We start from the raw sequence: 25,695 nt of genomic DNA, 5'->3' as shown, positions 1-25,695 counted from the left end.
TTCTTTTATTTTATCATATATTTATATAGATTTTGAGCGCTAACATTCTTTTAAAAAATACCTTTTTTGCTTTACTTCTATAGTGAAAAGGTTTACAATTATAGTAAGAAAATTTCAGGAGGTTTCATTATGGCACAACGTTACCAAAATATTATGGTCGCAATCGATGGTTCTAAAGAAGCAGACTTGGCTTTTGTCAAGGGAGTTCATTCTGCTCTACGAAACGACGCTAAACTCACCATCGCACATGTCATTGACACACGCGCTCTACAAAGTGTATCCACCTTTGATGCTGAAGTTTACGAAGAACTCCAAGTCGACGCTGAAAGTCTGATGAAAGAGTACGAAAAACGTGCTAAAGATGCTGGTGTGGCAGATGTTCATATCGTCATTGAAATGGGAAATCCAAAGACCCTCTTGGCACGTACTATTCCAGATTCTGAGGAAGTGGACCTCATCCTCGTTGGCGCAACTGGTCTCAACGCCTTTGAACGCCTCTTGGTCGGTTCTTCATCTGAATACATCCTCCGCCATGCTAAGGTCGATTTGCTGGTTGTGAGAGAACAAGAAAAAACCTTATAATCACGAAGAAAAGGAGCCCAGAGCTCCTTTTTGTTTACTATTTATACTCTTCGAAAATCTCTTCAAACCACGTCAACGTCCATCTACAACCTCAAAACAGTGTTTTGAGCAGCCTGCGGCTAGTTTCCTAGTTTGCTCTTTGATTTTCATTGAGTGTTATTTCTCTCTTTATGGCGTTCATAAGCCTTGAGTTGGCGCTGCAGTTCCTTTTTAATAGCAGGTTCTGGAGCATATTTTTCTTCCCAATCATCTGGTTTTAAGATTTTGTGGGTCACTGGATCAAAATGAGCCTTGCCGTCAGGGAAAATTTTCCCCATATTGGCCTGATGAACAATATCAAAAATACGTTCTGGGTCCACTCCCATCAAGACAAAACTACCGTAGGTGAAGTAAAGCGTGTCAATCAGGGCATCTACCTGACCTATCAAATCTTGCTGAGCAGGCGTCTTCTTAGCTACTTTATCTGCCGCCTTATCAAGAGCTTGATGAAGTTGCGATAAAGCTTGACCAAAGTCCTCTTCAGAAGGACTGGCAGCTCTAACAAATTCCACCAATTCTTCTATTTTAAAGCCAGCCCTGTGGGTTGCACCTTCTAAATCCCAAGCTCGAGGTTCTTCTTGGGTTCGTTCATCCATCATGTGGTGGAAGGTCTTGACCTTATTGAAATGATAGTCACGGCTGACAAAGACTTTTTCTGAAGCCAGAACACCAAAATGTTCCAGGGCCTTGTGGATTCCGTCTTGCTGATTGCTGGTAGTGATGTGCTTGGCTACTTCCTTAACACTGCTGCTACCATTTCCCATAGCGACTGACATACCGACACCCGCCAGCATTTCTAGGTCGTTATCTGAGTCACCAAAGGCCATGACTTGGTTGAGATCAAAACCATATTCTTTCCCAACTCGTCGAATGCCTTCCAACTTAGAGTTTCCTTGATTGATGACATCCGCTGCAAAAGGATTGCTACGTGTCAATTTCAAGTCTTCAAAATCAGCTGCCGCCTTCTCAGATTCTTCTGGTGTCATCAGCATCAAAACTTGGTAGATGGGCTGATTCATTAGTTCAAGTAGGTCTTCTTCCTTTTGGGGAACAACCTTACTGACCATACAATTAAAGGAATGACTCACCGTACGAGTTAAAACAGAGGGAATGAAGCGACTGATTCGTTGGGAAAAAGAACCCAGACCAAAGGACATGATTTTAGAACCCAACATGGCATCCTTAGTCCCTAGGGCAATCTCCTTGCCCTCTTTTTTAGCATAGCTAATTAGCTGGCGCAAATGTAACTTGGAAATAGGACTCGTGAACAAGACTCTGTCTTTAGTAAAGATATACTGGCCATTGTAGGTTACCGCAAAATCCAGGTTCAAATCGTCCATCAATTCCCTAACAAAAAAAGGTCCTCGTCCTGTCGCTACGCCGACAAGCACCCCTTGTTCTTTGACAATCTTAATCGCGTCCTTAGTGGATTTCAAAACACTCTTGCGATCGTTGACCAAGGTTCCATCGATATCAAAAAAAACAGCTTTGACTTCCATCCTATCCCAATCTCCCCTTTTGTGATACAATGATTATACCACATTTCAGAAAGAGTGACTAAATCATGCCTAAGAAAATCCTTGTTTTACATACGGGCGGAACTATTTCCATGCAAGCCGATGCTTCTGGCGCTGTTGTGACGAGTTCAGATAATCCCATGAACCATGTATCCAACCCACTTGAAGGAATCCAAGTCCATGCCTTAGATTTTTTTAATCTGCCAAGTCCCCATATCAAACCCAAGCATATGCTGGCCCTCTACCAGAAAATTAAAGAGGAAGCTGCTAACTACGATGGAGTGGTGATCACACACGGGACCGATACTCTAGAGGAAACAGCCTATTTCCTTGATACCATGGAAGTTCCCCGTATGCCTATCGTTCTAACAGGGGCCATGCGCAGCTCTAACGAACTCGGTAGTGACGGTGTTTATAATTATCTGAGTGCTTTGCGGGTAGCTAGCGATGACAGGGCTGCTGACAAAGGAGTTTTGGTTGTTATGAACGATGAAATCCATGCTGCCAAGTATGTTACCAAAACACATACGACCAACGTCGGCACCTTCCAGACCCCAACACACGGGCCACTTGGTCTCATCATGAAACAGGAAATACTCTACTTCAAAACAGCGGAGCCTCGTGTCCGCTTTGACCTTGATCACATACAAGGCTTAGTCCCTATCATCTCGGCTTATGCTGGTATGACAGATGAGCTGATTGATATGCTGGATTTGGAACAATTGGACGGTTTGATTATCCAAGCCTTCGGAGCTGGTAATATTCCCAAAGAAACGGCTCAAAAATTAGAAAGCCTTCTGCAAAAAGGAATCCCAGTCGCCCTGGTTTCACGATGCTTTAACGGTATAGCGGAGCCTGTTTATGCCTACCAAGGTGGGGGCGTGCAGTTGCAAAAGGCAGGTGTTTTCTTTGTCAAAGAACTTAACGCCCAAAAAGCCCGCTTGAAACTCCTCATCGCTCTCAATGCCGGACTAACAGGACAGGCTTTAAAGGACTATATGGAAGGCTAATACTCTTCGAAAATCTCTTCAAACCACGTCAGCTTCACCTTACCGTACATATGGTTACTGACTTCGTCAGTTTCATCTACAACCTCAAAGCAGTGCTTTGAGCAACCTGCGGCTAGCTTCCTAGTTTGCTCTTTGATTTTCATTAAGTATAATTCCCTCCTCTAAAAATAAATCAGGAAATCTTCACGATTCCCTGATCTTTTTCTATTTCCGTTTTCGTGTTGAACGACGTTCTGTCAAACCATGAGGTAAGAGAACTTCACGTTCTTCCAACTCTTCCTTGTGCATAATCTTAGTCAACATACGCATACTAATAGCACCAAGGTCATAAAGAGGTTGGGCGATAGTTGTCAAGTTTGGACGGGTAAAGCGTGAGACTTGCGAATCATCACTAGTAATAATTTCAAACTCTTCTGGTACTGATACACCCTTATCAGCAAGGCCGTTCAAGACACCTGCTGCCAGTTCATCACCTGTTACAACTGCTGCAGTTGCGTTTGATGAAATTAAACGCTCTGCCAAGGCATAGCCATCTTCATAAGTGTATTTAGACTCAAATACCAATCCTTCGCTATAAGAAATACCTGCTTTTTTCAAGGCTTCCTTGTAGCCAACCAAGCGAACCTTACCATTGATGTCATCCACTAATGGACCGCTTACGAAAGCAATGCGCTCATTTTCTTTAGCAAGGTAGGTTACTGCATCAATCGTTGCTTGTTTGTAGTCAATATTGACACTTGGAAGCTGATGTTCTACATCCACAGTTCCTGCAAGAACAACTGGTGTCCGAGAGCGAGAAAACTCTGAACGAATTTTTTCAGTCAAGTGGTAGCCCATAAAGATGATACCATCCACTTGCTTAGAAAACAGTGTATTAACCACTGAAACTTCCTTGTCATCATCCTCATCACTATTGGCAAGGACGATGTTATACTTGTACATTTCAGCGATATCATCAATCCCTTTAGCAAGCGTTGAAAAATAGCCATTAGTAATATTTGGAATCACGACACCGACAGTGGTTGTCTTTTTACTTGCCAGACCACGCGCCACTGCATTTGGACGGTAATCCAAACGGTCAATCACCTCAAGCACTTTTTTTCGAGTATTCTCTTTTACATTCTTATTGCCATTGACTACACGGCTAACCGTCGCCATTGAAACTCCTGCTTCACGGGCGACATCATAAATCGTTACTGTATCGTCTGTATTCATTCCATTTCCTTTCTATATCATACCTCACGAGACTCCAAAAAAGAGACGGCATGAAAATTTCGTTTTCATGATTCTACTTATTCCATTTTATCACTATTTGTAAACACTTTCAAGCATTTTTTGAAGATTGTTTGAAAAAAATTTCATAGAAAACTATGTTTATGAAGAAAAAATCACCTTTTCTTGATTTTTAATCCTATTTGCTGTATGATAAGGGAAAAGAAAGGAGGCAAAGATATGGCTTTTACCAATACCCACATGCGGTCGGCTAGTTTTGGCATTGTTACCAGCTTGCCTGATGATGTCATTGACTCTTTTTGGTATATTATTGACCACTTCTTAAAAAATGTCTTTGAATTGGAAGAAGAACTCGAGTTTCAATTGCTTAATAACCAAGGAAAAATTACCTTCCATTTTTCAAGTCAACACCTCCCTACAGCTATTGATTTTGACTTTAACCATCCTTTTGACCCTCTTTATCCGCCAAGAGTACTGGTTTTAGATATGGACGGTAGAGAAACTATCCTCCTCCCAGAAGAAAATGACCTATTTTAATACTCAATGAAAATCAAAGAGCAAACTAGGAAGCTAGCCGCAGGCTGCTCAAAACACTGTTTTGAGGTTGCAGATGGAAGCTGACGTGGTTTGAAGAGATTTTCGAAGAGTATAAAAACTCTAGCCTTCAGTTGCCAGTGACTGAAAACTAGAGCTTTTTTTATTTTTTCAAAGCATTATACAAGTTACGGACAGGTTGCTTTAATGTCGGATGGATAAAATGAGGCGCAATTTCCTGTAAGGACTCAAGGACAAAAAGGCGTTCCGCTATGTAAGGATGAGGCAAGATAAGGTCATCTGTATAAAGGATCTGGTCCTCCACAAAGAGCAAGTCCAAATCAATCAAACGAGGTCCCCAATGCACTTCTCTCACCCGTCCCATCTCTGACTCAATGGCTAACAAGGTCTCTAATAGAACTGGGGCCGGCAACCAGGTTTCCACCTCAACCACTTGATTGGCAAAGCTATCCTGCTCAACACCACCCCAAGGCTCCGTCGTTAAGACACTAGACTCTTTGAGAATATGGATACCTTGATTTCGCATTTTCTCAATGGCTTGTTTCAAGTTTGCTTGTTTATCTCCCATATTGCTTCCTAGGGCGATAAAGGCTCGTTGCTTGCGGCGATGAATGGTTACCGAGCAAGTATCTAGTGGCAAATGCACTGGCGCCCAAGGTTTTTTCAGTTCCAGCTTTATTTCTTGGACAAGAGGATAGGCCTCAAAGGTACGTTCTACCAGTTTGTAGGCTACCGTTTCAATCAAGTCCTCAGTTGTTTCCTGAAACCAAGTCGTCCACTGCTGACACAGTTCTCCATAATGGACAGAAGCCGTTAAATCCAAGTCTGTAGCCGCCTTGGTCATATCATAGGATAGGATAGCTGAAACGACAAACTTCTGCCCCAATTCCTTCTCACTAGGAAAAAGACCATGATAGGCAAAAATTTCCAAATCCTTAATCTGCAGTTGATCCATAATGATTCCTTTCTAGAAAAATCCGCCCAAAGCAGATTCTTTTTATACTCAATGAAAATCAAAGTGCAAACTAAGAAGCTAGCCGCAGGCTGCTCAAAACACTGTTTTGAGGTTGCAGATGGAAGCTGACGTAGTTTGAAGAGATTTTCGAAGAGTATTATAGCCCCATTAAACGATAAGCCTGGTCTCGGAGGTCCTTATCTTTTTCAAATAGACCTCTAGCTACTGTCGTCAAGGTTGCAGTTCCTGGTTTTCTCACTCCACGCATACTCATACACATATGCTCCGCCTCAATGACAACAAAGGCTCCTTTAGCACCTAGATACTCCATCAAGGCATCGGCCACTTCGATATTCAAACGTTCTTGAATTTGTGGTTTTTTCGAATAAACTTCAACCGTACGGGCTAGCTTAGATAAACCTGCTACACGGCCATCTGGAATATAGGCAATATGCGCTCTACCATAAAATGGCAAGAAGTGGTGTTCACACATGGTATGGAAAAAGATATCCTTTTCTACCACCATATTATCGTCAATAATCTCAAAAGATTTTGACAAATGTTCCTCCGCTGTTTGACCAAGACCTGAAAAAATCTCTTGGTACATACGAGCCACACGAGCAGGTGTTTCCTGCAAGCCCTCGCGGTTAGTGTCCTCTCCTACAGCCTCGATAATCATTTTTACAGCTGCTTCAATCTTTTGTGTATCCATTCTCGTTCTTCCTCTCCATCAGATAGGCTCTCACTTGGCTCAAAAAGTACAAGGAACCTGTGACAATCCTAACTGTTTGTTTCTCTTCTTTTTTATATGTCAATTTCTGCTCTAGAAAATCCTGCCAACCTTGGTAGTTGAGATTTCTAGACTTAGCCGCCTCTTCCAGCATGCTTTCATCAGTCGCCCGACTATCATCAAAGTGTGTCAGGGTAAGCTCGGTATCTGGCATGGCCCCCAGCAAGTCCAACATATCCTCCAAGGCCTTGGTTTTGATACAAGTAAAGAGGATTTCCTTACGATAATCCGCAAAGCGTTCTTGCAAGGTTGCTATTAAAGCCTTTATGGCATGGGGATTGTGAGCCCCATCCAAAATCATCAAGGGATCTCTTGACACAATTTCCAAACGCCCTGGCCAACCTGTTTCTTCCAAGGCCTGAGCAAGCAAGTCATTGCTTGCTAGTTCTCGACCATCTTCTTGACAAAAAGTATCAAGTAAAGCTATGGCCATCCCAGCATTCTCTATCTGGTGCAAACCAAGTAGGCCAGTCTGAAAGCGATCTTGTCTGACAGCACTGGTATAGTCAAAGACTTCACCTGTCACCACACTTTCTTTATGACGAACCTGATAATTACTCCCATAGGCAAGTCTCGGCGCATTTTTAGTTGCTGCAATAGAGTCAATCACAGCTAGCGCTTCTGAAGCAATGCGACCTGTTACCAAGGGAATTCCTTGTTTGATAATACCAGACTTCTGCTCTGCTATGGCTTCCAAGGTGTCACCAAGTAGGGCTACATGGTCCAATCCAATAGTTGTAATTCCTGTCAAAATGGGCTGACAGACATTGGTACTATCCAAGAGTCCTCCCATACCCACTTCCATGATGGCCACATCTACTTGCTCTGAAGCAAAGTAGTCATAGGCTATGGCTGTGATTATCTCAAACTCAGTTGTCCCCTCCAAATTGGCAGCCGATTCCCCCTCAAGCAAAGACTGATAGTCTGCCATGAGGGCTTCTAGTCTAGCCTCTGGGATAGATTCCCCATTGATGCTAATCTGATCTGTGTAATGAATGAGATAGGGCGAGCTAAACACGCCAACTCTCAGCCCCATCTTTTCTAGCATATTTTTCAAAAAAGCAATGGTCGAACCCTTGCCATTGGTCCCTCCGATATGGATGACCTTGAGTTTGAGATGGGGATTGCCACGCAAAGCTAATAGTTCCACCATTCGTTCCAAGCCAAAATGCGGTTGGTCAGTCCGGTAGTTAGCAATCCACTGATTGTTTTCAATTTCTTTCATCTTACTTATATTGTTTTAAATCTAGATTTTCCGCATCTTCAGCCAATCGGATGGTTGATGCAATTTCAACCGCCATCTTGTGACTAGCTACATCATGCACGCGCACCACTTCCACACCCTGTCTCGCAGCGATACTGGTTACATGAGCCGAAGCCGTGTCCCTATTGCGGAAACCAAGTTCTGTCTCAGGATTGACTTCAAAACCATTTTCTTCAAGAATATTGATGACAAAGCGCTTGCGCGACACTCCAAGAAAGATTGGATAGCCCTTCTGATGTAGTTTATCCAGATCCCGTAAAAGAAGCAGATTTTCTTTCTTGGTCAGACCAAAGCCAATTCCTGGATCCAACATGATATTTTCTTTTGCGATTCCAGCTGGATTCGCTCTAGCTAAAGCTCTGTCAAAGAAAGCCTCCATCAAGTCTTCGATTGGCAATTTTTCAAAGTTAGCTAACTCTTCCTCTGTAAAAGCTTGTCCAAAACCAAAATGAGGAAAGATGAGCGAGCTAGGATGCTGAGGTCGCGCCATGACTGGATTAAACATAATGACTACTTTCGCACCAGCCTTAGCAACCACATCCGCCATTTTCTCATCACCCATAAGACCAGTGATATCATTGACTATATTGGCACCAGCAGCCAAAGCAGCTTCTGCTACCTGACTCTTCCAAGTATCAATAGAGATAAGGACATCACTTTCCTTGCGAATAGCTTTGATCACTGGAACAACACGCTGGATTTCCTCTTCTATCTCAACATAGCTACTTCCCGGCCGAGTCGATTCTCCGCCGATATCTAGCATACTAGCACCTTCTGCTATCAATTTACGAGCCTGCTGGAGTGCTTGCTCAAGAGCAAAAAATTGACCACCGTCCGAAAAGGAGTCTGGGGTTACATTGATAATTCCGCAAATAGCTGTCTTTGCATGATTGGCTTTACTTGACATATCGGTCACTCCCTCAAGGCTTTTCATCATATTATTTCTCTATTTTACCATAAAAAGAAAAAGATGGACACGATTGCATTCATCTTTTTCCCAGTAGAAACAAGTAAGCAATTGTCAAAAATCTTAAACAGAAATCCCTAATGTCCGACTCATGATCACCACAAGAGCCAACAAACAGAAAGCAACCCCATTCACAATCATATGAAGTAAGATAGACATTTCCAAACGTTGGGTCTTGTAAGCCGTCCAAGATAGAACGATTGACATACCTCCATAGATCAATAAAGAAGGTAAATTACTTGGTTGATGCAATAAAGCAAACACAATCGTACCGACTACAAATCCCAAGTTCTCTTTTCCTCGGAAAATCTTTTTAGGAACAATTCCCCGACACAAGATTTCCTCACAAATTGGAGCAAGCAAGGCCAACAAGAAGAAACTGGAAATTAAAGAACTATTTTGAACCATATCATTAACCTGAGACTGATTCCCTGTTGTCGTCTCATTTGACAGTTGCAACAAGATAGAACCAAGTATATTTGATCCGATAATGACTAGATAACTTAAGCACAAGCGTGCCAAATCCTTAGCTCTAAAAAAAGAAAAATTAAAACTTGCTAATTGCGTTTTACGAGCTCCAAAAATAAATAGTACTAAAACTACAATTGAAATACCAGCAACTATCAGTCCTGACTGTAACAATGGTACTGCATTTAAAGTTAAAATAGCAGTAACCCCTATAGGAATCTGATATAAAATTGTCGCTAGCAGAAAGATTAACAGCCAACCTGCACGATTCAATAATTCTTTCCAGATACTTTTCTCTTTCATCACCTATCTCCTTTGTATTAAAAAAGGGGGAAATTCCCCCTGGGTTATCCTATTATAAGGCCATGCTGATGTAGTTAAGGATAAACAAGGCATCCAAAATCCAAATCATGACATGAACATCTTTAGCTTGACCTTTGACAAGCTTAGTCAAAGTGTAAGTCAAGAAACCAACTGCAATCCCTTGAGTGATAGAGTAGCTGAATCCCATAAAGATAGATGTGAAGAAAGCAGGAACCGCTTCAGACATATCGTCCCAATGGATATTTTTCAAGCTAGCCAACATCATAATCCCAACTATAATCAAGATTGGAGCTGTAGCGGCTGTTGGTACAATCGCTAGAAGTGGGCTAAAGAAGCTTGAGATCGCAAAACAGATAGCTACAACCAAGGCTGTCAAACCAGTACGTCCACCTGCACCAATACCAGCAGCAGACTCAACATAAGTCGTTACGTTTGAAGTACCTGCGATGGCACCAATTGAAGTACCAATCAAGTCTGAATAAAGAGCCTTATCCAACTTAGCTGATTGGTGATTTTCACCATTTGTCGCTACGATACCAACTTTTTCACCCGTACCGATCAAGGTACCAATTGTGTCAAAAATATCTGTCAATGAGAAGGCAAGAATAGCCATCAGAGTTTCAGGCAAGCGAGCTGTATCTGAAATCAAAGCTCCCAAACCTTCTGAACCAAGAGCTGCACCAAAGACTGTCTTCAAGTCTTCAAAGGCTGCACCAACATGGTTATTAGCAAAATCGATGCTTGACAAATCTACCAAACCAACTGCGATAGCAAGAATAGTTGTTGTCAAGATAGAGAGGATAATTCCCCCTTTAATTCCTTTGATAACAAAGAAGATTGTAATGGCCAGTCCTGCAAGTGCCACCAAAACAGCTGGGTTATTAAAGTCAACCAATCCTGGAACTGCTGAAGAGTTTGCTGCAATCGTTGCTTTAGCTTTGTCAGCCCCTTCTCCTACAACAGTATAGTTACCTGGATCGATCGTAAATTTCAAAAATCCAGCATTCTTAATTCCTACGTAGGCAAGGAAGACACCGATACCAGCTGAAATAGCTGAGCGAAGAGCATTTGGAATCGATTCAATGATCATTTTACGAACATTTGTCAAGGTAATAATCAGTGAGATAATTCCACAGATGAAGACCATAGCTAGGGCTTCTTGCCAAGAATAACCAAGTCCAAATACGACTGTGAAGGTAAAGAAGGCATTAAGACCCATACCTGGCGCTTGGGCATAAGGTAAGTTAGCATAGAAGGCCATCATCAAGGTACCCGCTACTGCACCAATGATCGTCGCTAGGAATACACCCTGAGCAGGCATTCCTGTTTGCGAAAGAATTTGTGGGTTTACAAAGAGAATATAACTCATTGCAAAGAAAGTTGTTAAACCAGCGAGAACCTCTGTACGAACGTCTGTACCGTTCTCTTTTAGTTTAAATAATTTGTCCATTATCAATCTCCTTTTAATTTTTACGAACAATAATAGAATTATATCATTTATCATTCACTTTTTCAATATCTTTGTTTGATTTATTTAAAAAATTGATCCAATTTCATTTTTTGTTTGGAATCTGCTTTTCTGCCTGCTTTTTGTTATAATAGAAGACATCTTATCTGGAAAGACACTAGAAAGGTTTATATGACGAAAAAAATTATTGCAGTTGACTTGGATGGAACCCTGCTCAACTCAGACAGTCAAATTTCTGACTTTACCAAAGAAACCATTAAAAAAGTTGCTGAAAAAGGGCATCAGGTTATTATTACAACGGGGCGCCCTTACCGTATGTCAAAAGATTTTTACCGTGAACTAGGCTTAAACACTCCTATGATTAATTTCAACGGTTCCCTCACTCATTTACCAGACCAAGTTTGGAACTTTGAAAAGTGTTTAACCGTAGACAAAAAATATCTGCTAGACATGGTTCGACGTTCAGAGGACATTCAAGCCGATTTTATCGCTGGAGAATACCGTAAAAAATTCTACATTACAAATCCTAATGAAGAAATTGCCAATCCCAAACTATTTGGTGTAGAAGCTTTCCAGCCTGAAGATCAATTCCAGCCTGAGTTGGTGACCAAGGACCCTAACTGTATCCTGTTGCAGACCAGAGCCAGTGACAAGTATGCCTTGGCAAAAGAAATGAACGCCTTCTACCAGCATCAACTTTCTATTAATACTTGGGGTGGTCCGCTCAATATCCTTGAGTGTACCCCAAAAGGAGTCAATAAGGCCTTCGCCTTGGACTACTTGCTCAAGGTAATGAACCGTGACAAAAAAGATTTGATTGCTTTTGGAGATGAAAACAATGATACCGAAATGCTTGCTTTTGCTGGGAAAGGTTATGCAATGAAAAATGCCAATCCTGAGCTACTCCCCTATGCAGATGAGCAAATTTCCTTGACAAATGACCAAGACGGGGTTGCCAAAACCCTGCAAGATTTATTCTTATAGTCCATTCTGACCAGCTTGCAAGCTGGTCTTTGTGCTCTTTTCACAGTCTCATCAACCAGTTAATCGATTGTTCTACTTTTTGCATCCAAAACCTTGGAAAAGGCTTTCTTTTGTGATATACTTCACATATAAATACAAGAGAGCTCGTCACACTCGACTCTGTTGACACAAAATCAATCCAGTCCCGTTTCTCCTGCTCTCAGTTAATATCAAGGAGGATAGCTATGAAAGCTGTTGTTGTAAATCCAGAAAGCACTGGTGTTGCTGTTGAAGAAAAAGTACTCCGTCCACTTGAAACTGGAGAAGCACTTGTAGAAATTGAATACTGTGGTGTTTGCCACACTGACCTCCACGTTGCCCATGGTGACTTTGGTCAAGTACCAGGACGTGTCCTAGGTCACGAAGGTGTTGGTATCGTTAAAGAAATTGCCCCAGATGTTAAAAGCCTTAAAGTTGGCGACCGCGTCAGCGTTGCTTGGTTCTTTGAAGGATGTGGCACTTGTGAATACTGTACAACTGGCCGTGAAACCCTTTGCCGTACAGTGAAAAATGCTGGCTACTCAGTAGATGGTGGTATGGCTGAACAATGTATCGTAACTGCAGACTATGCTGTCAAAGTTCCTGACGGACTTGATCCAGCCCAAGCTTCTTCTATCACATGTGCTGGTGTAACAACCTATAAGGCTATTAAAGAAGCAAAAGTTGAGCCAGGCCAATGGGTTGTTCTTTACGGTGCTGGTGGACTTGGTAACCTAGCTGTTCAATATGCTAAAAAAGTATTCAATGCTCATGTCATCGCAGTTGATATCAACAATGACAAACTTGCCCTTGCAAAAGAAGTAGGTGCTGACATTGTGATTAACGGCCTCGAAGTTGAAGATGTACCTGGACTCATCAAGGAAAAAACTGATGGTGGAGCTCATTCAGCTGTCGTAACTGCTGTATCTAAAGTTGCCTTCAACCAGGCTGTTGACTCAGTTCGTGCTGGTGGTCGCGTTGTCGCTGTCGGCCTTCCTTCTGAAATGATGGAACTCAGCATCGTCAAAACCGTTCTAGATGGAATCCAAGTCATAGGTTCTCTTGTAGGAACTCGTAAAGACTTGGAAGAAGCCTTCCAATTCGGTGCAGAAGGTTTAGTAGTTCCAGTTGTTCAAAAACGTCCAGTAGAAGATGCTGTAGCCATTTTCGACGAAATGGAAAAAGGTCAAATCCAAGGACGTATGGTACTCGACTTCACAAACTAATTCAATAAAAATCTATATAAAAAAGTTGGATGCTTCTTCCAACTTTTTTTATATTAACTTTTTAAAATGAAAATTATTCTCTTCTCAAAAACATTTATATATCAACATTTTAAAAAATCTGTATTTTATTTTTTAAAAAATTCTATATCAAATAGTTGATTTTTTTATGAAAACGGTTTATACTAATCTAGTCTTAAAGTTTTCTTAAACAATGGGCACAACATTTTATAAGGAGGAATGACAATAATGAGTATCGGAATCATTATTGCGAGCCACGGTGAATTTGCTGCAGGTATTCATCAGTCAGGATCTATGATTTTTGGTGAACAAGAAAAGGTTCAAGTTGTAACCTTTATGCCAAATGAAGGTCCAGATGACCTATATGCTAAATTTAACAACGCTGTGGCTACATTTGACGCAGAAGATGAGGTGCTAGTTTTGGCTGACCTTTGGAGTGGCTCTCCATTCAACCAAGCTAGTCGCGTGATGGGAGAAAACCCTGATCGTCAGTTTGCCATCATCACAGGACTTAACTTACCGATGTTAATCCAGGCCTATACAGAACGCCTCATGGACGCCACAGCAGGTGTGGAAAAAGTCGCTGCGAATATTATTAAAGAAGCCAAAGATGGCATCAAAGCTCTTCCAGAAGAGTTAAATCCAGTTGAAGAAGTTGCAAGTGCTGCATCTGCTCCAGTTGCCCAAACTGCTATCCCAGAAGGAACAGTTATCGGTGACGGTAAACTGAAAATCAATCTTGCCCGTCTAGACACTCGTTTACTTCACGGTCAGGTTGCAACTGCTTGGACTCCAGATTCAAAAGCAGACCGTATTATCGTTGCTTCAGATAACGTTGCCAGCGACGACCTTCGTAAAGAATTAATTAAACAAGCAGCTCCGAATAATGTCAGAGCCAATGTGGTTCCAATTCAAAAGTTGATCGAGGTTTCAAAAGACCCACGCTTTGGAGAAACACATGCCCTTATCTTGTTTGAAACACCTCAAGATGCCCTTCGTGCAATCGAAGGTGGCGTGCCAATCAAGACCCTTAACGTAGGATCAATGGCTCACTCAACAGGTAAAACAATGGTCAACAACGTTTTGTCTATGGACAAAGAAGACGTTGCTACATTTGAAAAAATGCGTGACCTCGGTGTTGAATTTGACGTACGTAAAGTACCAAACGACACCAAAAAAGATTTGTTTGACTTGATTAACAAAGCCAACGTTCAATAACAAATATCAAACTATAGAAGAATTCTAAGAAATTTTTTCACTTTATTATCATTAAATAGAAAAGGAATAAAACCATGTCAGATATTTCAATTATTTCTGCTGTCTTGGTTGTAGTTGTTGCCTTCCTTGCAGGTCTTGAAGGTATCCTCGACCAATTCCAATTCCATCAACCAATCGTCGCATGTACGCTTATCGGACTTGCAACTGGTAACCTCGAAGCAGGGGTTATGCTTGGTGGATCACTTCAAATGATCGCCCTTGGTTGGGCAAACATCGGAGCTGCCGTAGCTCCTGACGCTGCTCTTGCATCTGTTGCCGCAGCAATCATCTTGATCAAAGGTGGTAACTTTACTACTGAAGGTATCGCCGTTGCAACAGCAACAGCTATCCCTCTTGCCGTAGCTGGACTTTTCTTGACAATGATTGTTCGTACAATCTCAGTTGGTTTGGTTCACACTGCAGATGCTGCTGCTAAAGAAGGAAATATTGCAGCTGTTGAACGTGCTCACTTTATCGCACTTCTTCTTCAAGGTCTTCGTATTGCTATCCCTGCAGCCTTCCTTATCGCTATCCCAGCTTCTGCCGTTCAAGATGCTCTTAAATTGATGCCAGACTGGTTGAACGGTGGTATGGCTGTCGGTGGTGCTATGGTCGTTGCCGTTGGTTACGCTATGGTTATCAACATGATGGCAACTCGTGAAGTATGGCCATTCTTCGCAATCGGTTTTGCTTTTGCTGCCATTTCTCAATTGACTTTGATTGCCCTTGGTGTAATCGGTGTTGCCCTTGCCTTCATCTACCTTAACCTTTCAAAACAAGGTGGTAACGGTGGCGGAGGAGCTGCGACCTCTAACGACCCAATCGGTGATATCCTAGAAGACTACTAGAAAGGGGAACAATCATGACTGAAAAACTTCAATTATCAAAATCAGATCGTAAAAAAGTTTGGTGGCGTTCACAATTCCTTCAAGGTTCTTGGAACTACGAGCGTATGCAAAACTTGGGTTGGGCTTACTCATTGATCCCAGCTATCAAAAAATTGTACACTACTAAAGAAGACCAAGCTGCTGCTCTTGAGCGCCACCTTGAGTTCTTCAACACTCACCCATACGTAGCTGCTCCAATCATGGGGGTTACTCTTGCACTTGAAGAAGAACGTGCGAACGGTGTTGAAATCGACGACGCTGCTATCCAAGGGGTTAAAATCGGTATGATGGGACCTCTTGCTGGTATCGGTGACCCAGTATTCTGGTTTACAGTTCGTCCTATCCTTGGTGCTCTTGGTGCATCACTTGCTGCATCTGGTAACTTGGTTGGTCCACTTCTCTTCTTCTTCGGATGGAATGCTATCCGTATGGCCTTCCTATGGTACACACAAGAATTTGGTTACAAGGCTGGATCTGAAATCACTAAAGACATGTCTGGTGGTATCTTGAAAGACATCACTAAAGGTGCTTCTATCCTTGGTATGTTCATCCTTGCCGTTCTTGTACAACGTTGGGTATCGATCAACTTCACTGTTAACCTTCCAGGTAAACAATTGGCTGAAGGTGCCTACATCAACTTCCCAGAAGGACCTGTATCAGGTGCTGAATTGAAAGGTATCCTTGGTCAAGCACTTGGTGGATTGAGCTTGGATAGCGTTCAACCACAAACCCTGCAAGGTCAGTTGAACTCATTGATTCCAGGATTGATGGGACTTCTCCTTACTTTCCTTTGCATGTGGTTGCTTAAGAAAAAAGTATCACCAATTTCAATCATCCTTGCACTCTTTGCAGTAGGTATCGCAGCTCGTTTCTTCGGTATCATGTAATCAAACAACTTAAAAGGAACCAGGTTCTAAATCTGATTCCTTTTTTCTATGCTTTTATACTCTTCGAAAATCTCTTCAAACCACGTTAGCGTCGCCTTACTGTACTCAAGTACAGCTTGCGGCTAGCTTCCTAGTTTGCTCTTTGATTTTCATTGAGTATTATTCTGCCAAGGCTCCCATTGGATCCCATGGTGCAAGTACGATTGGCTCTGCTTCATAGACCGCTTGTTCTTCGGCTGTTAATAATTCTTTACGAACAACGATTTGGTATGTGTATTCGTCCATCCAAGCGTCTGAGGCAACAAAGTAACCATCTGTACCGACCTTATCTCCCCAAGAGTTTTCAACCTTCCACTTGGTTGACTTGCCATTTTCGTCCAAATCCACACCTGTCAAGACCATGGCGTGGGTCATCAAGCTTTCACTGTAATCCAAACGTCCAGCCTTATCTTGAGTGAGTTGAATATCCATGCTTGATTCAAAGTCATAAACATCTGTCGCAAGGATTCCAGCTTTACGGTTGCTGAGCTGTCCGACATCTGAACCAAACCAAACAGTCTCACCTGTTTGCATTTGAGCAATTGCCAATTCTTTCAAGCGCTCCATTGGAACGTTAATGTAACGAACCGCACGGCTACCAACCACATTTCCCAACATCTCAACTGTGTAAGATTGGCCGTAAGGCTTGTCAGCAGTTGGAGCATTGATAACAGAAACGTAATCTTCTAGCGGAAGATTGACATATTTCTTATAAAATTCTTGTGGTGTAATGCCCTTTTCGCTTTGGTAGTTGTTATCTTTATCACGATAAGCAAAGTCAAATTTTCGTGGTGGAAGCCCTAATGACATGGCAAGGAAGTTAAAGATTTCTTGCAAGAGGTCTTCTTTCTTAGCTTGAACAGCCGCTTGGTCAGCACCAGAAATAAGCAAGTCACGTAAGATTTGAGCATCTTGACGAAGCAATTTGTTGAGAATGGCATTGAGCTCACGACTGCTGCTAGATGAAACAGATTCAGGGTAAACAGACTTAGGCACGACACCATATTTCTCAAAGAGGGCAACGACCATATCCCACTGACCGCCGTCTTGTTGTGGCGTTTGAAGTAGGAACTTAACCTTGCGGCTCGTCAAGTCTTGGTCTGCAGTCGCAATGACTTGTTCCAAGAACCAGTTTGATTTCTCATACTTGTCCCAGAAGAAAGTATGGGCTTGTGACAACTCAAAGTTTTCCAATTTGTATTGCGAGATGAGTTTGTGACGGAAGGTGTTAAGGGCTGCGAACATCCAGCAACGACCAGACGCTTTCTGGTTGGTTACCTTGTCCTTGGTCAAATCCAATGAGAAAACAGGCGTATTGTCTACGTGGCTTTGGCGACGTTCTAGAGTTGCAAAAATTCCGTTGTGGCTGGCAGCATTTTCAATCGCTTGGTATTTGACATTTGCTTCATAATTGGCAAATAGTTTATCAGTAAATGATTCTTGAATCGCGTTCATAGATTCCTCCTTTTTATTCTACAGTCTATTATAACTCTTTTCACAAAGGAAGCAACTGAAAAACATAAAAGGCAAGGACATTGTCTCTCACCTTTTTCGAATACAAACTAAATTAAGCAATACTAGCAAGAAGATTTTCCAATTCCTCCTTGGTCAAGCGACGCCATTCTCCACGTTCTAGGTTCTCATCTAATACTAGAGGTCCCATAGTCAAACGTTGCAAGTCCACCACTTCCTTGCCACAGTAGGCCACCATACGCTTGACCTGATGAAACTTCCCTTCTGCAACGGTCACACGGATTTGGCTTTGATTCTTTTCTGTATCTATGGACACAAGCTCCAGTATAGCAGGCTGACAGGTAAAGTCTTTAAGAGGAATTCCCTTGGCAAATATCTCCACATCTTCTTGAGTCATGATTCCCTTGACCTGGGCCAGATAGGTCTTATCCACATGACGCTTAGGTGAAAGAAGAGCATGAGCCAGCTGACCATCATTGGTCAAGATCAAAAGACCATGCGTGTCAATATCCAAGCGTCCTACTGGGAAAACTTCCTTGCTCCGAGCAATATCATCCAGCAAGTCCAGAACGGTTCTGTGCTTAGGATCCTCAGTCGCTGAGATAACTCCTTGGGGCTTGTTCATCATGTAGTAGACAAACTCTTCATACTCCAACACTTGCCCATCAAAGCGAATCTCATCTCTTTCTTCATCAATCTGCAATTTAGCTGACTTTTCTTTTTTACCATTTACCGTCACGCGACCAGCCTTGAGCAAGTTTTTGACCTCAGTTCGGCTCCCCACAGCGCAGGCAACTAAAAATTTATCTAATCTCATAGAACTATTATATCATACTCAAAAGGAGGCTGGTACAATGACCAACCTCCTTTTCGTTTCATACTCTTCAAAAATCTCTTCAAACCGCAGCAACGTCGCCTTGCCGTATATATGTTACTGACTTCGTCAGTTCTATCTACAACCTCAAAGCAGTGCTTTGAGCAACCTGCGGCTAGTTTCCTAGTTTGCTCTTTGATTTTCATTGAGTCTCAGATTTAAGAAATTAACTTCCTCGTCTCCAGAAAATCGCTAAGACAATCATGGAACCTAGTACTGCCGGAATAATGGCAGTTCCTGCTATTATCGGTCCCCAAGTCCCAAAAAGCAAATGGCCTATAAAGGCACCAATCCATCCGAGAAACATTTTTCCAAAACATCCCATGCGTTCTCCACGATTGGTCAGAGTACCTGCTAAAAATCCAACTAGGAGACCAACGAACATACTTCCTAACATATTATCTCCTTAATTTGCCCAATCTCCGTTACGGAAGAGTGGTACACGTGTCCCATCCTCACGGATACCATCGATATTCATTTGGTCAGAACCAATCATAAAGTCTACGTGAACATCTGAACGGTTAAGCCCCGCAGCTTCAAGCCCCTCTTCGCTCATCTCCGCTCCACCAACAACGCTAGTCGCATAGGCTGCACCGATAGCCAAGTGATTTGATGCATTCTCATCAAAAAGAGTGTTAAAGAAGGTTATGCCTGACTGAGAAATTGGGCTTGGATCTGGCACCAAGGCACATTCACCCAAGGCACGCGCACCCGCATTTTCAAAGACAAGGTCTTTCATGACTTGATCGCCTTTTTCTGCAGTGATATCCACAATTTGTCCATCCTTAAAGGTTACTTTAATTCCTTCGATGATATTTCCATTATAGCTAAGCGGTTTTGTAGAAGTGACATAACCATCTGCGCGACGGAAATCAGGCGCTGTGAAGACTTCCTCTGTCGGCATATTTGGCAAGAATCCTTCGCCCTGTGCATTGATAGCACCAGCTGATTCCCAAACGTGGTTCTTTGGCAAACCAAGTGTCAAATCTGTCCCTGGTGCTGTGTAGTGAAGGGCTGAAAATTGCTCTTTATTAAGCATATCAGCCTTGCTCTTGAGGATAGCTGCATGCTCTTCCCAAGCCTTAACAGGATCTTCTTCGTAGACACGGCAAGTTTTGAAGATTTGGTCCCAAAGGAGATCAACTGCTTCTTCGTCGCTCGCAGCATTTGGAAAGACTTTCTTAGCCCACTCAAGTCCAGCAGCGGCTGCTACAGTCCAACTAACCTTGTTAGATTGAGTTGCGATTCGCATTGGCTTCATGGCAAGTCCCATAGCTTTAGCAGAAGCTGAAAGCTTGTCAGCATCCACACCGTTCAAGGCACCTGGATCAGATGAACGAACTCCAAGACGGCTAGCTTTGTTTTCCAAGAGATAGTTCATCTCAGCAATCTTGTATTCTGGCACATTGTCCAGACGCTCCATCGGCGCATGGAGGAATTTCTCACGGTTAATGACATCATCTGTCCACTGAACGATAACCTCATGCGCACCCAAGGCATAAGCTTCTTTGACGATTAAGTGAGCCAACTCACGTTGCTCCACATCGATAGAGAGAGCCAAAGTGTGACCAGGTTGCACGTTGATTCCATTTGCAACCAACAATTTCGCATATTTTTCTAGATTTTCTTTAAAATTTGGTAGAACCATGTTGTTTCTCTTTTCTATTTTTATTTTTCTTTCAAAGCAGAAAGTAGCCCTGCTAGTGCAATAGTACCTGACAAGAGTGCTGTTGATAGAAGAATTGTCTGATCAGCAAGTTCTAATTGATATTCAAATACCTTCTCAGCCGGCTTATCTTCCGCAAAAATTCTTAGTTTCATCTTTTTTCCTCCAAGACCTTAAAACAACTCATCAAACAAACTCAACTGGTTATCCTCTGGCATATTGCCCAGAATTCCCATTTCATCCATTTTTTCAACCAAGGTTGATGAAAGTCCTCCACGCTTGCGTAACTCAGTTTTAGAGAGGAATTCTCCCTCTTCACGTGCTCGCACCAGTTGCTTGGCAACGTTCTCTCCCAGACCATCCATAGCTACAAATGGCGGGATGAGAGTGTCTCCATCAATGAGGAATTCTGTCGCCTGACTACGGTAGAGATCGAGTTTACCAAACTTGAAACCACGTTCCCACATTTCATTGACAATCTCAAGAGTTGTATAGAGGTCAATCTCCACATTAGAGGCCTCATTGTTCTTCCGTTTTTCAGAGATTTCTTCCATTCTGCGCTTGATAGCATCCAAGCCCGCACCCATGGTCTTGATATCAAAAGCCTTAGCACGAATGGAGAAGTAAGCACAGTAGTAATAAATGGGATGGTGAACCTTGAAGTAAGCTACACGCAAGGCCATCATAACGTAGGCTGCCGCATGGGCTTTAGGGAACATGTACTTAATTTTCCCACAGGACTCGATATACCACTCTGGCACCTTATTAGCCTTCATGGCTTCGATGTAGCCATTGCGTTCCTCTTCTGAAATCTTCAGCCACAAGCCCTTACGTACCCGTTCCATGATGGTAAAGGCCATCTTAGGTTCGAGACCAGCATGCATGAGGTAAACCATGATGTCGTCCCGACAACCGATAACAGTCGATAGGTCTGCTATTCCTTGCTTAATCAGATCTTGAGCATTGCCCAGCCAAACGTCGGTACCGTGGGACAACCCTGACAACTGAAGCAATTCTGCAAAAGTCGTCGGATGGGTCTCGTCTACCATGCCTCTGACAAAGTTGGTCCCAAACTCTGGAATCCCCAGCATGCCCGTAGGTGTTCCGATTTGTTCAGGTGTTACCCCTAACACATCCGTCCCAGAAAAGAGGGCCATCACACCTTCGTCATCCATTGGAATTTCATTAGGGTCAATACCAGACAAGTCCTGGAGTTTTCGAATCATAGTCGGATCATCATGTCCCAGTACATCGAGTTTGAGGACGTTCTCATCGATATCGTGGAAGTTAAAGTGGGTGGTCTGCCATTCAGCCGTCACGTCATCTGCTGGATACTGGACAGGCGTAAAGTCGTAAACATCCATATAGTTAGGAATAACAACGATCCCCCCCGGGTGTTGTCCCGTTGTCCGCTTGACACCAGCTGCACCTTGAGCGAGGCGTTCCACCTCTGCATCACGATAAAACTTGCCATAGTCCCGCTCGTAACCCTTGACAAATCCATAGGCAGTTTTGGCAGCTACCGTACCAACCGTTCCTGCACGGAAGGCATATTCCTCACCAAAGATATCACGCACATCCAAGTGGGCGCTAGGCTGATCCTCTCCCGAAAAGTTCAAGTCAATATCGGGAACCTTGTCCCCATCAAAACCTAGGAAGGTCTCGAAAGGAATATCCTGTCCGTTTTTGCTGAGTTTATGGCCACAGTTTGGACAGTCCTTATTGGGCATATCAAAACCTGAACCGTAAGATCCATCCGTGATAAACTCACTGTACTGACACTGATCACAGACATAGTGAGGAGATAGAGGATTAACCTCCGTAATCCCAATCATGGTCGCAACGAAACTAGATCCGACAGATCCACGAGAACCCACCAAGTAACCCCGTTCATTGGAACGTTGCACTAGCATCTGGGAAGCCAGATAAATCACAGCAAATCCATTCCCCAGAATGGATGTTAATTCTTTTTCAATCCGCAAATCAACAATATCTGGCAGCGGATTTCCATAAATCTCAAAAGCTTTCTTGTAGGTCAATTCAGCGACCGTTTCTTCAGCCTTGTCAATGAAAGGCGTGTACAAGTCACCCTTAACTACCTCAACAGGTTCAAAGATATCTGCCAAGGCATTTGGATTTTCAATGACTAATTTGCGTGCCAGTGCCTCTCCCAAGAAGGCAAATTCATCCAACATTTCATTAGTCGTTCTAAAATGAGCTTTTGGAAGAGGAGCAGGTTGAGCATGTTCGCCGTGACCTATGGTTCGGTTAATCATAGCCCCCTGTCCCAAACTACGGACGATAATTTCACGGTAAATCTCTTCCTCCGGTTCGATATAGTGAACATTTCCGGTAGCCAGAACAGGCTTACCAAGACGGTCTCCCACTTCTATCAAACTTTTGATAATGGTCTGGAGTTCTTCCATATCCTTGACCTGCTCCTTGGCAATCAAGGGAGCATAGATAGCTGGTGGCATGACCTCGATAAAGTCATAATACTTGGCCACCTCAACCGCCGCATCCACACCTTGGGAAACGACTGCATCAAAAACTTCACCTTCAGAGCAAGCTGAACCTAAAATCAAGCCCTCCCGATGGGCATCTAGAACCGTTCTTGGAATCCGTGGCACCCCTTCAAAGTACTTAGTATTAGACAAAGAAACCAGCTTAAAGATATTTTTTAGCCCCACTTGATTCTTGACATAAATGGTCGCATGCTTAATCCGAGCTTTTTTATAAGAATCTGGACTAATCAAATCAATATTAAGTCTAGCTAGATCGGTCACACCATGTTTTTCTGCCACCTCTTTGATAAAGATGAAAAGCAGGCGACCTGTAGCTTCCGCATCGTAATTGGCCATGTGATGGTGTTCCAGTGCCACACCGAAACGCTTAGTCAAAGGGCCCAAACCATGACGTTTATACTCAGGGTAGAGATTTCTAGCAAACTCCAGCGTATCAATAACTGGCTGACTAATCTTTGGCAGACCATGACGCTCATAATTGGCATTCATAAAGCCAACGTCAAAGGTCGCATTGTGGGCAACTAGTACCGTGTCTTTACAAAATTCTTGGAATTCTTGCAAAACTTGTTCCAGTGGTTTGGCATTTTTTACATGATCATCTGTAATACCAGTCAACTCAGTAGTAAAGGCTGACAAGGGATGTCCAGGATTGATAAATTCATCAAATTCAGCAATAACATTGCCCTTGTACATCTTAGAAGCCGCAACCTGAATCAAGTCATTATAGATGGCTGATAGCCCCGTCGTTTCCACGTCAAAGACCACATAGGTTGCTTCTGACAAGTCCATCTCCACTTCGTTATAAACGATAGGAACGCGGTCCTCCACGATATTGGCTTCCATACCATAGATCAGCTGGATCCCCGCTTTCTTAGCCGCCTTATAGCCGTGTGGGAAAGATTGAACATTTCCATGGTCGGTGATGGCAACCGCCTTGTGTCCCCACTTAGCAGCTGTCGCAACGATTTCCTCTACTTCTGGCAAAGCATCCATGGTCGACATGTTAGTATGAGCATGAAACTCAACCCGACGCTCACCTTCTGGCATCAAATCCTTCCGCTCATAGTGAACAACCTCCTGCACATCCTGCACATTCATTGTCAAATCGCGTGTGAAGTTATTCATCTCTACATTCCCACGAACTCGGAGCCAAGAATTCTTCTTGATGAGATCAAATTTCTGAGCCTCTTCCTCATTTTTAACCCACTTTTGCATAGAAAAACTTGAAGTGTAGTCCGTCATTTTAAAGTTGATTAAAACACGACCTGTTCTGGTCACTTTTTGCTCCACATCAAAAACAACCCCTTCAAAGACCAGACGATTTTCCTCCGTCGTCACTTCGATCATAGGAGTAATCTCCGCCTTATCTAGCTTTGGCTTAGCCGCAGCTTTTTTGGCTTGAAAATCAAAGGTTGGTTTCTCTTCCGCTGGAGGTGGCGCCATCTGTTCCAGTTGCTCCATAGCACGGAGCGCTTCCTCATTGGCAGCTTGAACAATCTGCTCATTTTCAGCATGAAAGGCTTCTTCCTGCTCTTGAGTCAGCACATCATTCTTCTCCACCTGACAGTTAAAAGTTGGAAAACCAAACTTTTCAAGTTGTTTCGCTAAATTAGGAAGATGATTCTTCTTAAAATGTTCCTTATCGATCGCCTCAGAGCCTTCAATAAAGAGTTGATTGCCCTCAGCACGAACTTGCAAATTCTGATAAAGAGATTTAAAGCCTTGACTAGCACACGGCCCTTCAGAAAAAGCCTCTCTATAATAGGCTTGTAAGAGTTGATTTGAAAATTCTTGAGACAGAGCCTTGATTTCGAAAACAGCTTTATTGCCTGTCTTAGAAAATTCCTCACTCAAACCCTTCTTTAATTCTAAAAAGATTTCAATCGGTAAAATATTAGAAAATACGAAATGAAACTCCCATACCTTACTAATTTTATGAACCACAACTCGCTCAATATCAGCCTGTGATAAAGCAGGGGTCTGTCTCATTTCAGCAGGCATCCCCAGTTGATTCATCAAAATTTCAAAACTGTTTGACATTCATTTTCCTCACATTATTCTTCTACTATTTTACCATATTTAGAAAAAATATATAGCTAGTATCTTTCCTTAAAGACTGCTACTTTTAACAAATGACTCTATAATATTTATAGTGGGTAAATCCCCTATAAATATTATAGGGCCAATTTAGGTATAGAAAATAGTTCCAAAAAATCTATAATGAAAAGCGACTAGACTACTCATTAGAAAGATTCATATGGAACTATTACATTTTATCACGAAACTGCTTGACATTGAAGATACTAATCTCAAATTATCGGTGTTATTAATAGGATTGCACACAAAGAAATCATCTCTAAATTGGAAGCTACCAATAATCTCATCAAACTTATCAAGCGCAATGCCTTTGTTTTTCGAAACTTTGAAAACTTCAAAAAACGGATTTTTATCGCTCTGAACATCAAAAAAGAAAGGACGAAACTCGTCCTTTCTCTAGCTTAGCTTTTCTTCAACCCACTACAGTTAACAAAGAGCTACAATTAATCGGGAAGACAGGATTCGAACCTGCGACACCTTGGTCCCAAACCAAGTACTCTACCAAGCTGAGCTACTTCCCGAGTTAAAAAGAAAAATGCACCCTAGAGGAGTCGAACCTCTAACCGCCTGAT

The 25,695-nt window shown here is 42.6% G+C and carries 23 protein-coding genes, 1 tRNA gene and 1 pseudogene; 9 read left to right on the top strand and 16 right to left on the bottom strand.

Translation table 11 applies throughout. The features are described 5' to 3' along the window. Window positions 1–129: 129 nt before the first annotated feature. Window positions 130–582 (top strand): universal stress protein, encoded by a 453-nt coding sequence (locus FBF73_RS02585; RefSeq protein WP_136936892.1) that lies wholly within the window; start codon window positions 130–132, stop codon window positions 580–582. 146 nt (window positions 583–728) lie between these two features. Here FBF73_RS02585 and FBF73_RS02580 read toward each other — a convergent pair whose 3' ends face one another. Next, complete coding sequence (locus tag FBF73_RS02580) at window positions 729–2,120, bottom strand: Cof-type HAD-IIB family hydrolase (RefSeq protein ID WP_136936891.1); 1,392 nt, start codon at window positions 2,118–2,120, stop codon at window positions 729–731. Between the two features lie 65 nt (window positions 2,121–2,185). Between FBF73_RS02580 and FBF73_RS02575 the strand changes: the two genes are divergently transcribed. Beyond that, window positions 2,186–3,148 carry an asparaginase gene (locus FBF73_RS02575; RefSeq protein WP_136936890.1) on the top strand — a complete coding sequence of 321 codons (963 nt, stop codon included), beginning with the start codon at window positions 2,186–2,188 and terminating at the stop codon, window positions 3,146–3,148. On the opposite strand, the gene FBF73_RS10080 is transcribed toward FBF73_RS02575, so the two are convergent. Continuing rightward, entirely contained in the window at window positions 3,145–3,291 is a 147-nt protein-coding gene (locus FBF73_RS10080; RefSeq protein WP_169435159.1) for a hypothetical protein, read from the bottom strand. The two genes, FBF73_RS02575 and FBF73_RS10080, sit on opposite strands and share 4 nt — an antisense overlap. Window positions 3,292–3,352: 61 nt before the next feature. Continuing rightward, entirely contained in the window at window positions 3,353–4,363 is a 1,011-nt protein-coding gene (gene ccpA, locus FBF73_RS02570; protein WP_001090628.1) for a catabolite control protein A, read from the bottom strand. 237 nt (window positions 4,364–4,600) lie between these two features. On the opposite strand from ccpA, the gene FBF73_RS02565 reads away from it, so the two are divergent. Continuing rightward, window positions 4,601–4,918 (top strand): DUF960 domain-containing protein, encoded by a 318-nt coding sequence (locus FBF73_RS02565; protein ID WP_000886035.1) that lies wholly within the window; start codon window positions 4,601–4,603, stop codon window positions 4,916–4,918. A gap of 160 nt (window positions 4,919–5,078) precedes the next feature. Here the strand turns inward: FBF73_RS02565 and folK are convergent, their stop codons facing one another. From folK to FBF73_RS02535, 6 genes are all read right to left on the bottom strand, one after another. Beyond that, window positions 5,079–5,891, bottom strand: a complete 813-nt coding sequence (folK, locus tag FBF73_RS02560) for a 2-amino-4-hydroxy-6-hydroxymethyldihydropteridine diphosphokinase (protein WP_136936889.1) — start codon at window positions 5,889–5,891, stop codon at window positions 5,079–5,081. Between the two features lie 157 nt (window positions 5,892–6,048). Next, complete coding sequence (gene folE / locus FBF73_RS02555) at window positions 6,049–6,603, bottom strand: GTP cyclohydrolase I FolE (RefSeq protein WP_050199387.1); 555 nt, start codon at window positions 6,601–6,603, stop codon at window positions 6,049–6,051. Further along, on the bottom strand, window positions 6,584–7,906 hold the full coding sequence (locus FBF73_RS02550) for a bifunctional folylpolyglutamate synthase/dihydrofolate synthase (protein ID WP_136936888.1): 1,323 nt from the start codon (window positions 7,904–7,906) through the stop codon (window positions 6,584–6,586). The genes folE and FBF73_RS02550 overlap by 20 nt, the downstream gene beginning before the upstream one ends. 1 nt (window position 7,907) lies before the next feature. Continuing rightward, window positions 7,908–8,882, bottom strand: a complete 975-nt coding sequence (gene folP, locus FBF73_RS02545; RefSeq protein WP_169435161.1) for a dihydropteroate synthase — start codon at window positions 8,880–8,882, stop codon at window positions 7,908–7,910. A gap of 93 nt (window positions 8,883–8,975) precedes the next feature. Further along, on the bottom strand, window positions 8,976–9,683 hold the full coding sequence (locus tag FBF73_RS02540) for a CPBP family intramembrane glutamic endopeptidase (protein WP_169435160.1): 708 nt from the start codon (window positions 9,681–9,683) through the stop codon (window positions 8,976–8,978). Window positions 9,684–9,735: 52 nt separating this feature from the next. Then, window positions 9,736–11,154 carry an NCS2 family permease gene (locus FBF73_RS02535; protein WP_084923165.1) on the bottom strand — a complete coding sequence of 473 codons (1,419 nt, stop codon included), beginning with the start codon at window positions 11,152–11,154 and terminating at the stop codon, window positions 9,736–9,738. Window positions 11,155–11,343: 189 nt separating this feature from the next. Here FBF73_RS02535 and FBF73_RS02530 point away from each other — a divergent pair, with 189 nt between their 5' ends. The 5 genes from FBF73_RS02530 (at window position 11,344) to FBF73_RS02510 (ending at window position 16,449) form a co-directional block, all read left to right on the top strand. Further along, window positions 11,344–12,156 carry a Cof-type HAD-IIB family hydrolase gene (locus tag FBF73_RS02530; protein ID WP_136936886.1) on the top strand — a complete coding sequence of 271 codons (813 nt, stop codon included), beginning with the start codon at window positions 11,344–11,346 and terminating at the stop codon, window positions 12,154–12,156. A 224-nt stretch (window positions 12,157–12,380) separates the two neighbouring features. Continuing rightward, window positions 12,381–13,400, top strand: a complete 1,020-nt coding sequence (adhP, locus tag FBF73_RS02525; protein WP_102210849.1) for an alcohol dehydrogenase AdhP — start codon at window positions 12,381–12,383, stop codon at window positions 13,398–13,400. 246 nt (window positions 13,401–13,646) lie between these two features. Then, complete coding sequence (locus FBF73_RS02520) at window positions 13,647–14,636, top strand: PTS sugar transporter subunit IIB (RefSeq protein ID WP_125411342.1); 990 nt, start codon at window positions 13,647–13,649, stop codon at window positions 14,634–14,636. Window positions 14,637–14,710: 74 nt separating this feature from the next. Beyond that, window positions 14,711–15,523: a PTS mannose/fructose/sorbose transporter subunit IIC gene (locus tag FBF73_RS02515; protein ID WP_136936885.1), complete on the top strand. Its 813-nt coding sequence runs from the start codon at window positions 14,711–14,713 to the stop codon at window positions 15,521–15,523. A 14-nt stretch (window positions 15,524–15,537) separates the two neighbouring features. Beyond that, on the top strand, window positions 15,538–16,449 hold the full coding sequence (locus tag FBF73_RS02510; RefSeq protein ID WP_136936884.1) for a PTS system mannose/fructose/sorbose family transporter subunit IID: 912 nt from the start codon (window positions 15,538–15,540) through the stop codon (window positions 16,447–16,449). A gap of 159 nt (window positions 16,450–16,608) precedes the next feature. Here FBF73_RS02510 and pepC read toward each other — a convergent pair whose 3' ends face one another. From pepC to FBF73_RS02470, 6 genes are all read right to left on the bottom strand, one after another. Next, complete coding sequence (gene pepC / locus FBF73_RS02505; RefSeq protein ID WP_136936883.1) at window positions 16,609–17,943, bottom strand: aminopeptidase C; 1,335 nt, start codon at window positions 17,941–17,943, stop codon at window positions 16,609–16,611. 112 nt (window positions 17,944–18,055) lie between these two features. After that, the gene (locus FBF73_RS02495) at window positions 18,056–18,778 is read right to left on the bottom strand and encodes a pseudouridine synthase (RefSeq protein WP_136936882.1); all 723 of its coding nucleotides are present in this window, start codon (window positions 18,776–18,778) and stop codon (window positions 18,056–18,058) included. A gap of 223 nt (window positions 18,779–19,001) precedes the next feature. Then, window positions 19,002–19,232 carry a GlsB/YeaQ/YmgE family stress response membrane protein gene (locus FBF73_RS02485; RefSeq protein WP_000901572.1) on the bottom strand — a complete coding sequence of 77 codons (231 nt, stop codon included), beginning with the start codon at window positions 19,230–19,232 and terminating at the stop codon, window positions 19,002–19,004. 9 nt (window positions 19,233–19,241) lie between these two features. Then, the gene (locus FBF73_RS02480) at window positions 19,242–20,483 is read right to left on the bottom strand and encodes an aminopeptidase (protein ID WP_136936880.1); all 1,242 of its coding nucleotides are present in this window, start codon (window positions 20,481–20,483) and stop codon (window positions 19,242–19,244) included. Window positions 20,484–20,503: 20 nt separating this feature from the next. Continuing rightward, on the bottom strand, window positions 20,504–20,656 hold the full coding sequence (locus FBF73_RS02475) for a hypothetical protein (protein ID WP_033679623.1): 153 nt from the start codon (window positions 20,654–20,656) through the stop codon (window positions 20,504–20,506). A gap of 18 nt (window positions 20,657–20,674) precedes the next feature. Next, on the bottom strand, window positions 20,675–25,066 hold the full coding sequence (locus tag FBF73_RS02470) for a PolC-type DNA polymerase III (RefSeq protein WP_136936879.1): 4,392 nt from the start codon (window positions 25,064–25,066) through the stop codon (window positions 20,675–20,677). A 315-nt stretch (window positions 25,067–25,381) separates the two neighbouring features. On the opposite strand from FBF73_RS02470, the pseudogene FBF73_RS02465 reads away from it, so the two are divergent. Continuing rightward, window positions 25,382–25,528, top strand: a pseudogene (locus FBF73_RS02465) (transposase); the annotation flags it as partial. A gap of 42 nt (window positions 25,529–25,570) precedes the next feature. On the opposite strand, the gene FBF73_RS02460 reads toward FBF73_RS02465, so the two are convergent. Next, window positions 25,571–25,644 (bottom strand) — tRNA-Pro (locus FBF73_RS02460). Between the last annotated feature and the right edge of the window lie 51 nt (window positions 25,645–25,695).

It is taken from the genome of Streptococcus mitis (assembly GCF_005144795.1).
In the GTDB taxonomy this organism is placed as follows: Bacteria; Bacillota; Bacilli; order Lactobacillales; family Streptococcaceae; genus Streptococcus; species Streptococcus mitis_BB.
The sequence above is the reverse complement of the archived record's forward strand: the minus strand, read 5'-3'. Positions and strand labels throughout refer to the sequence as shown.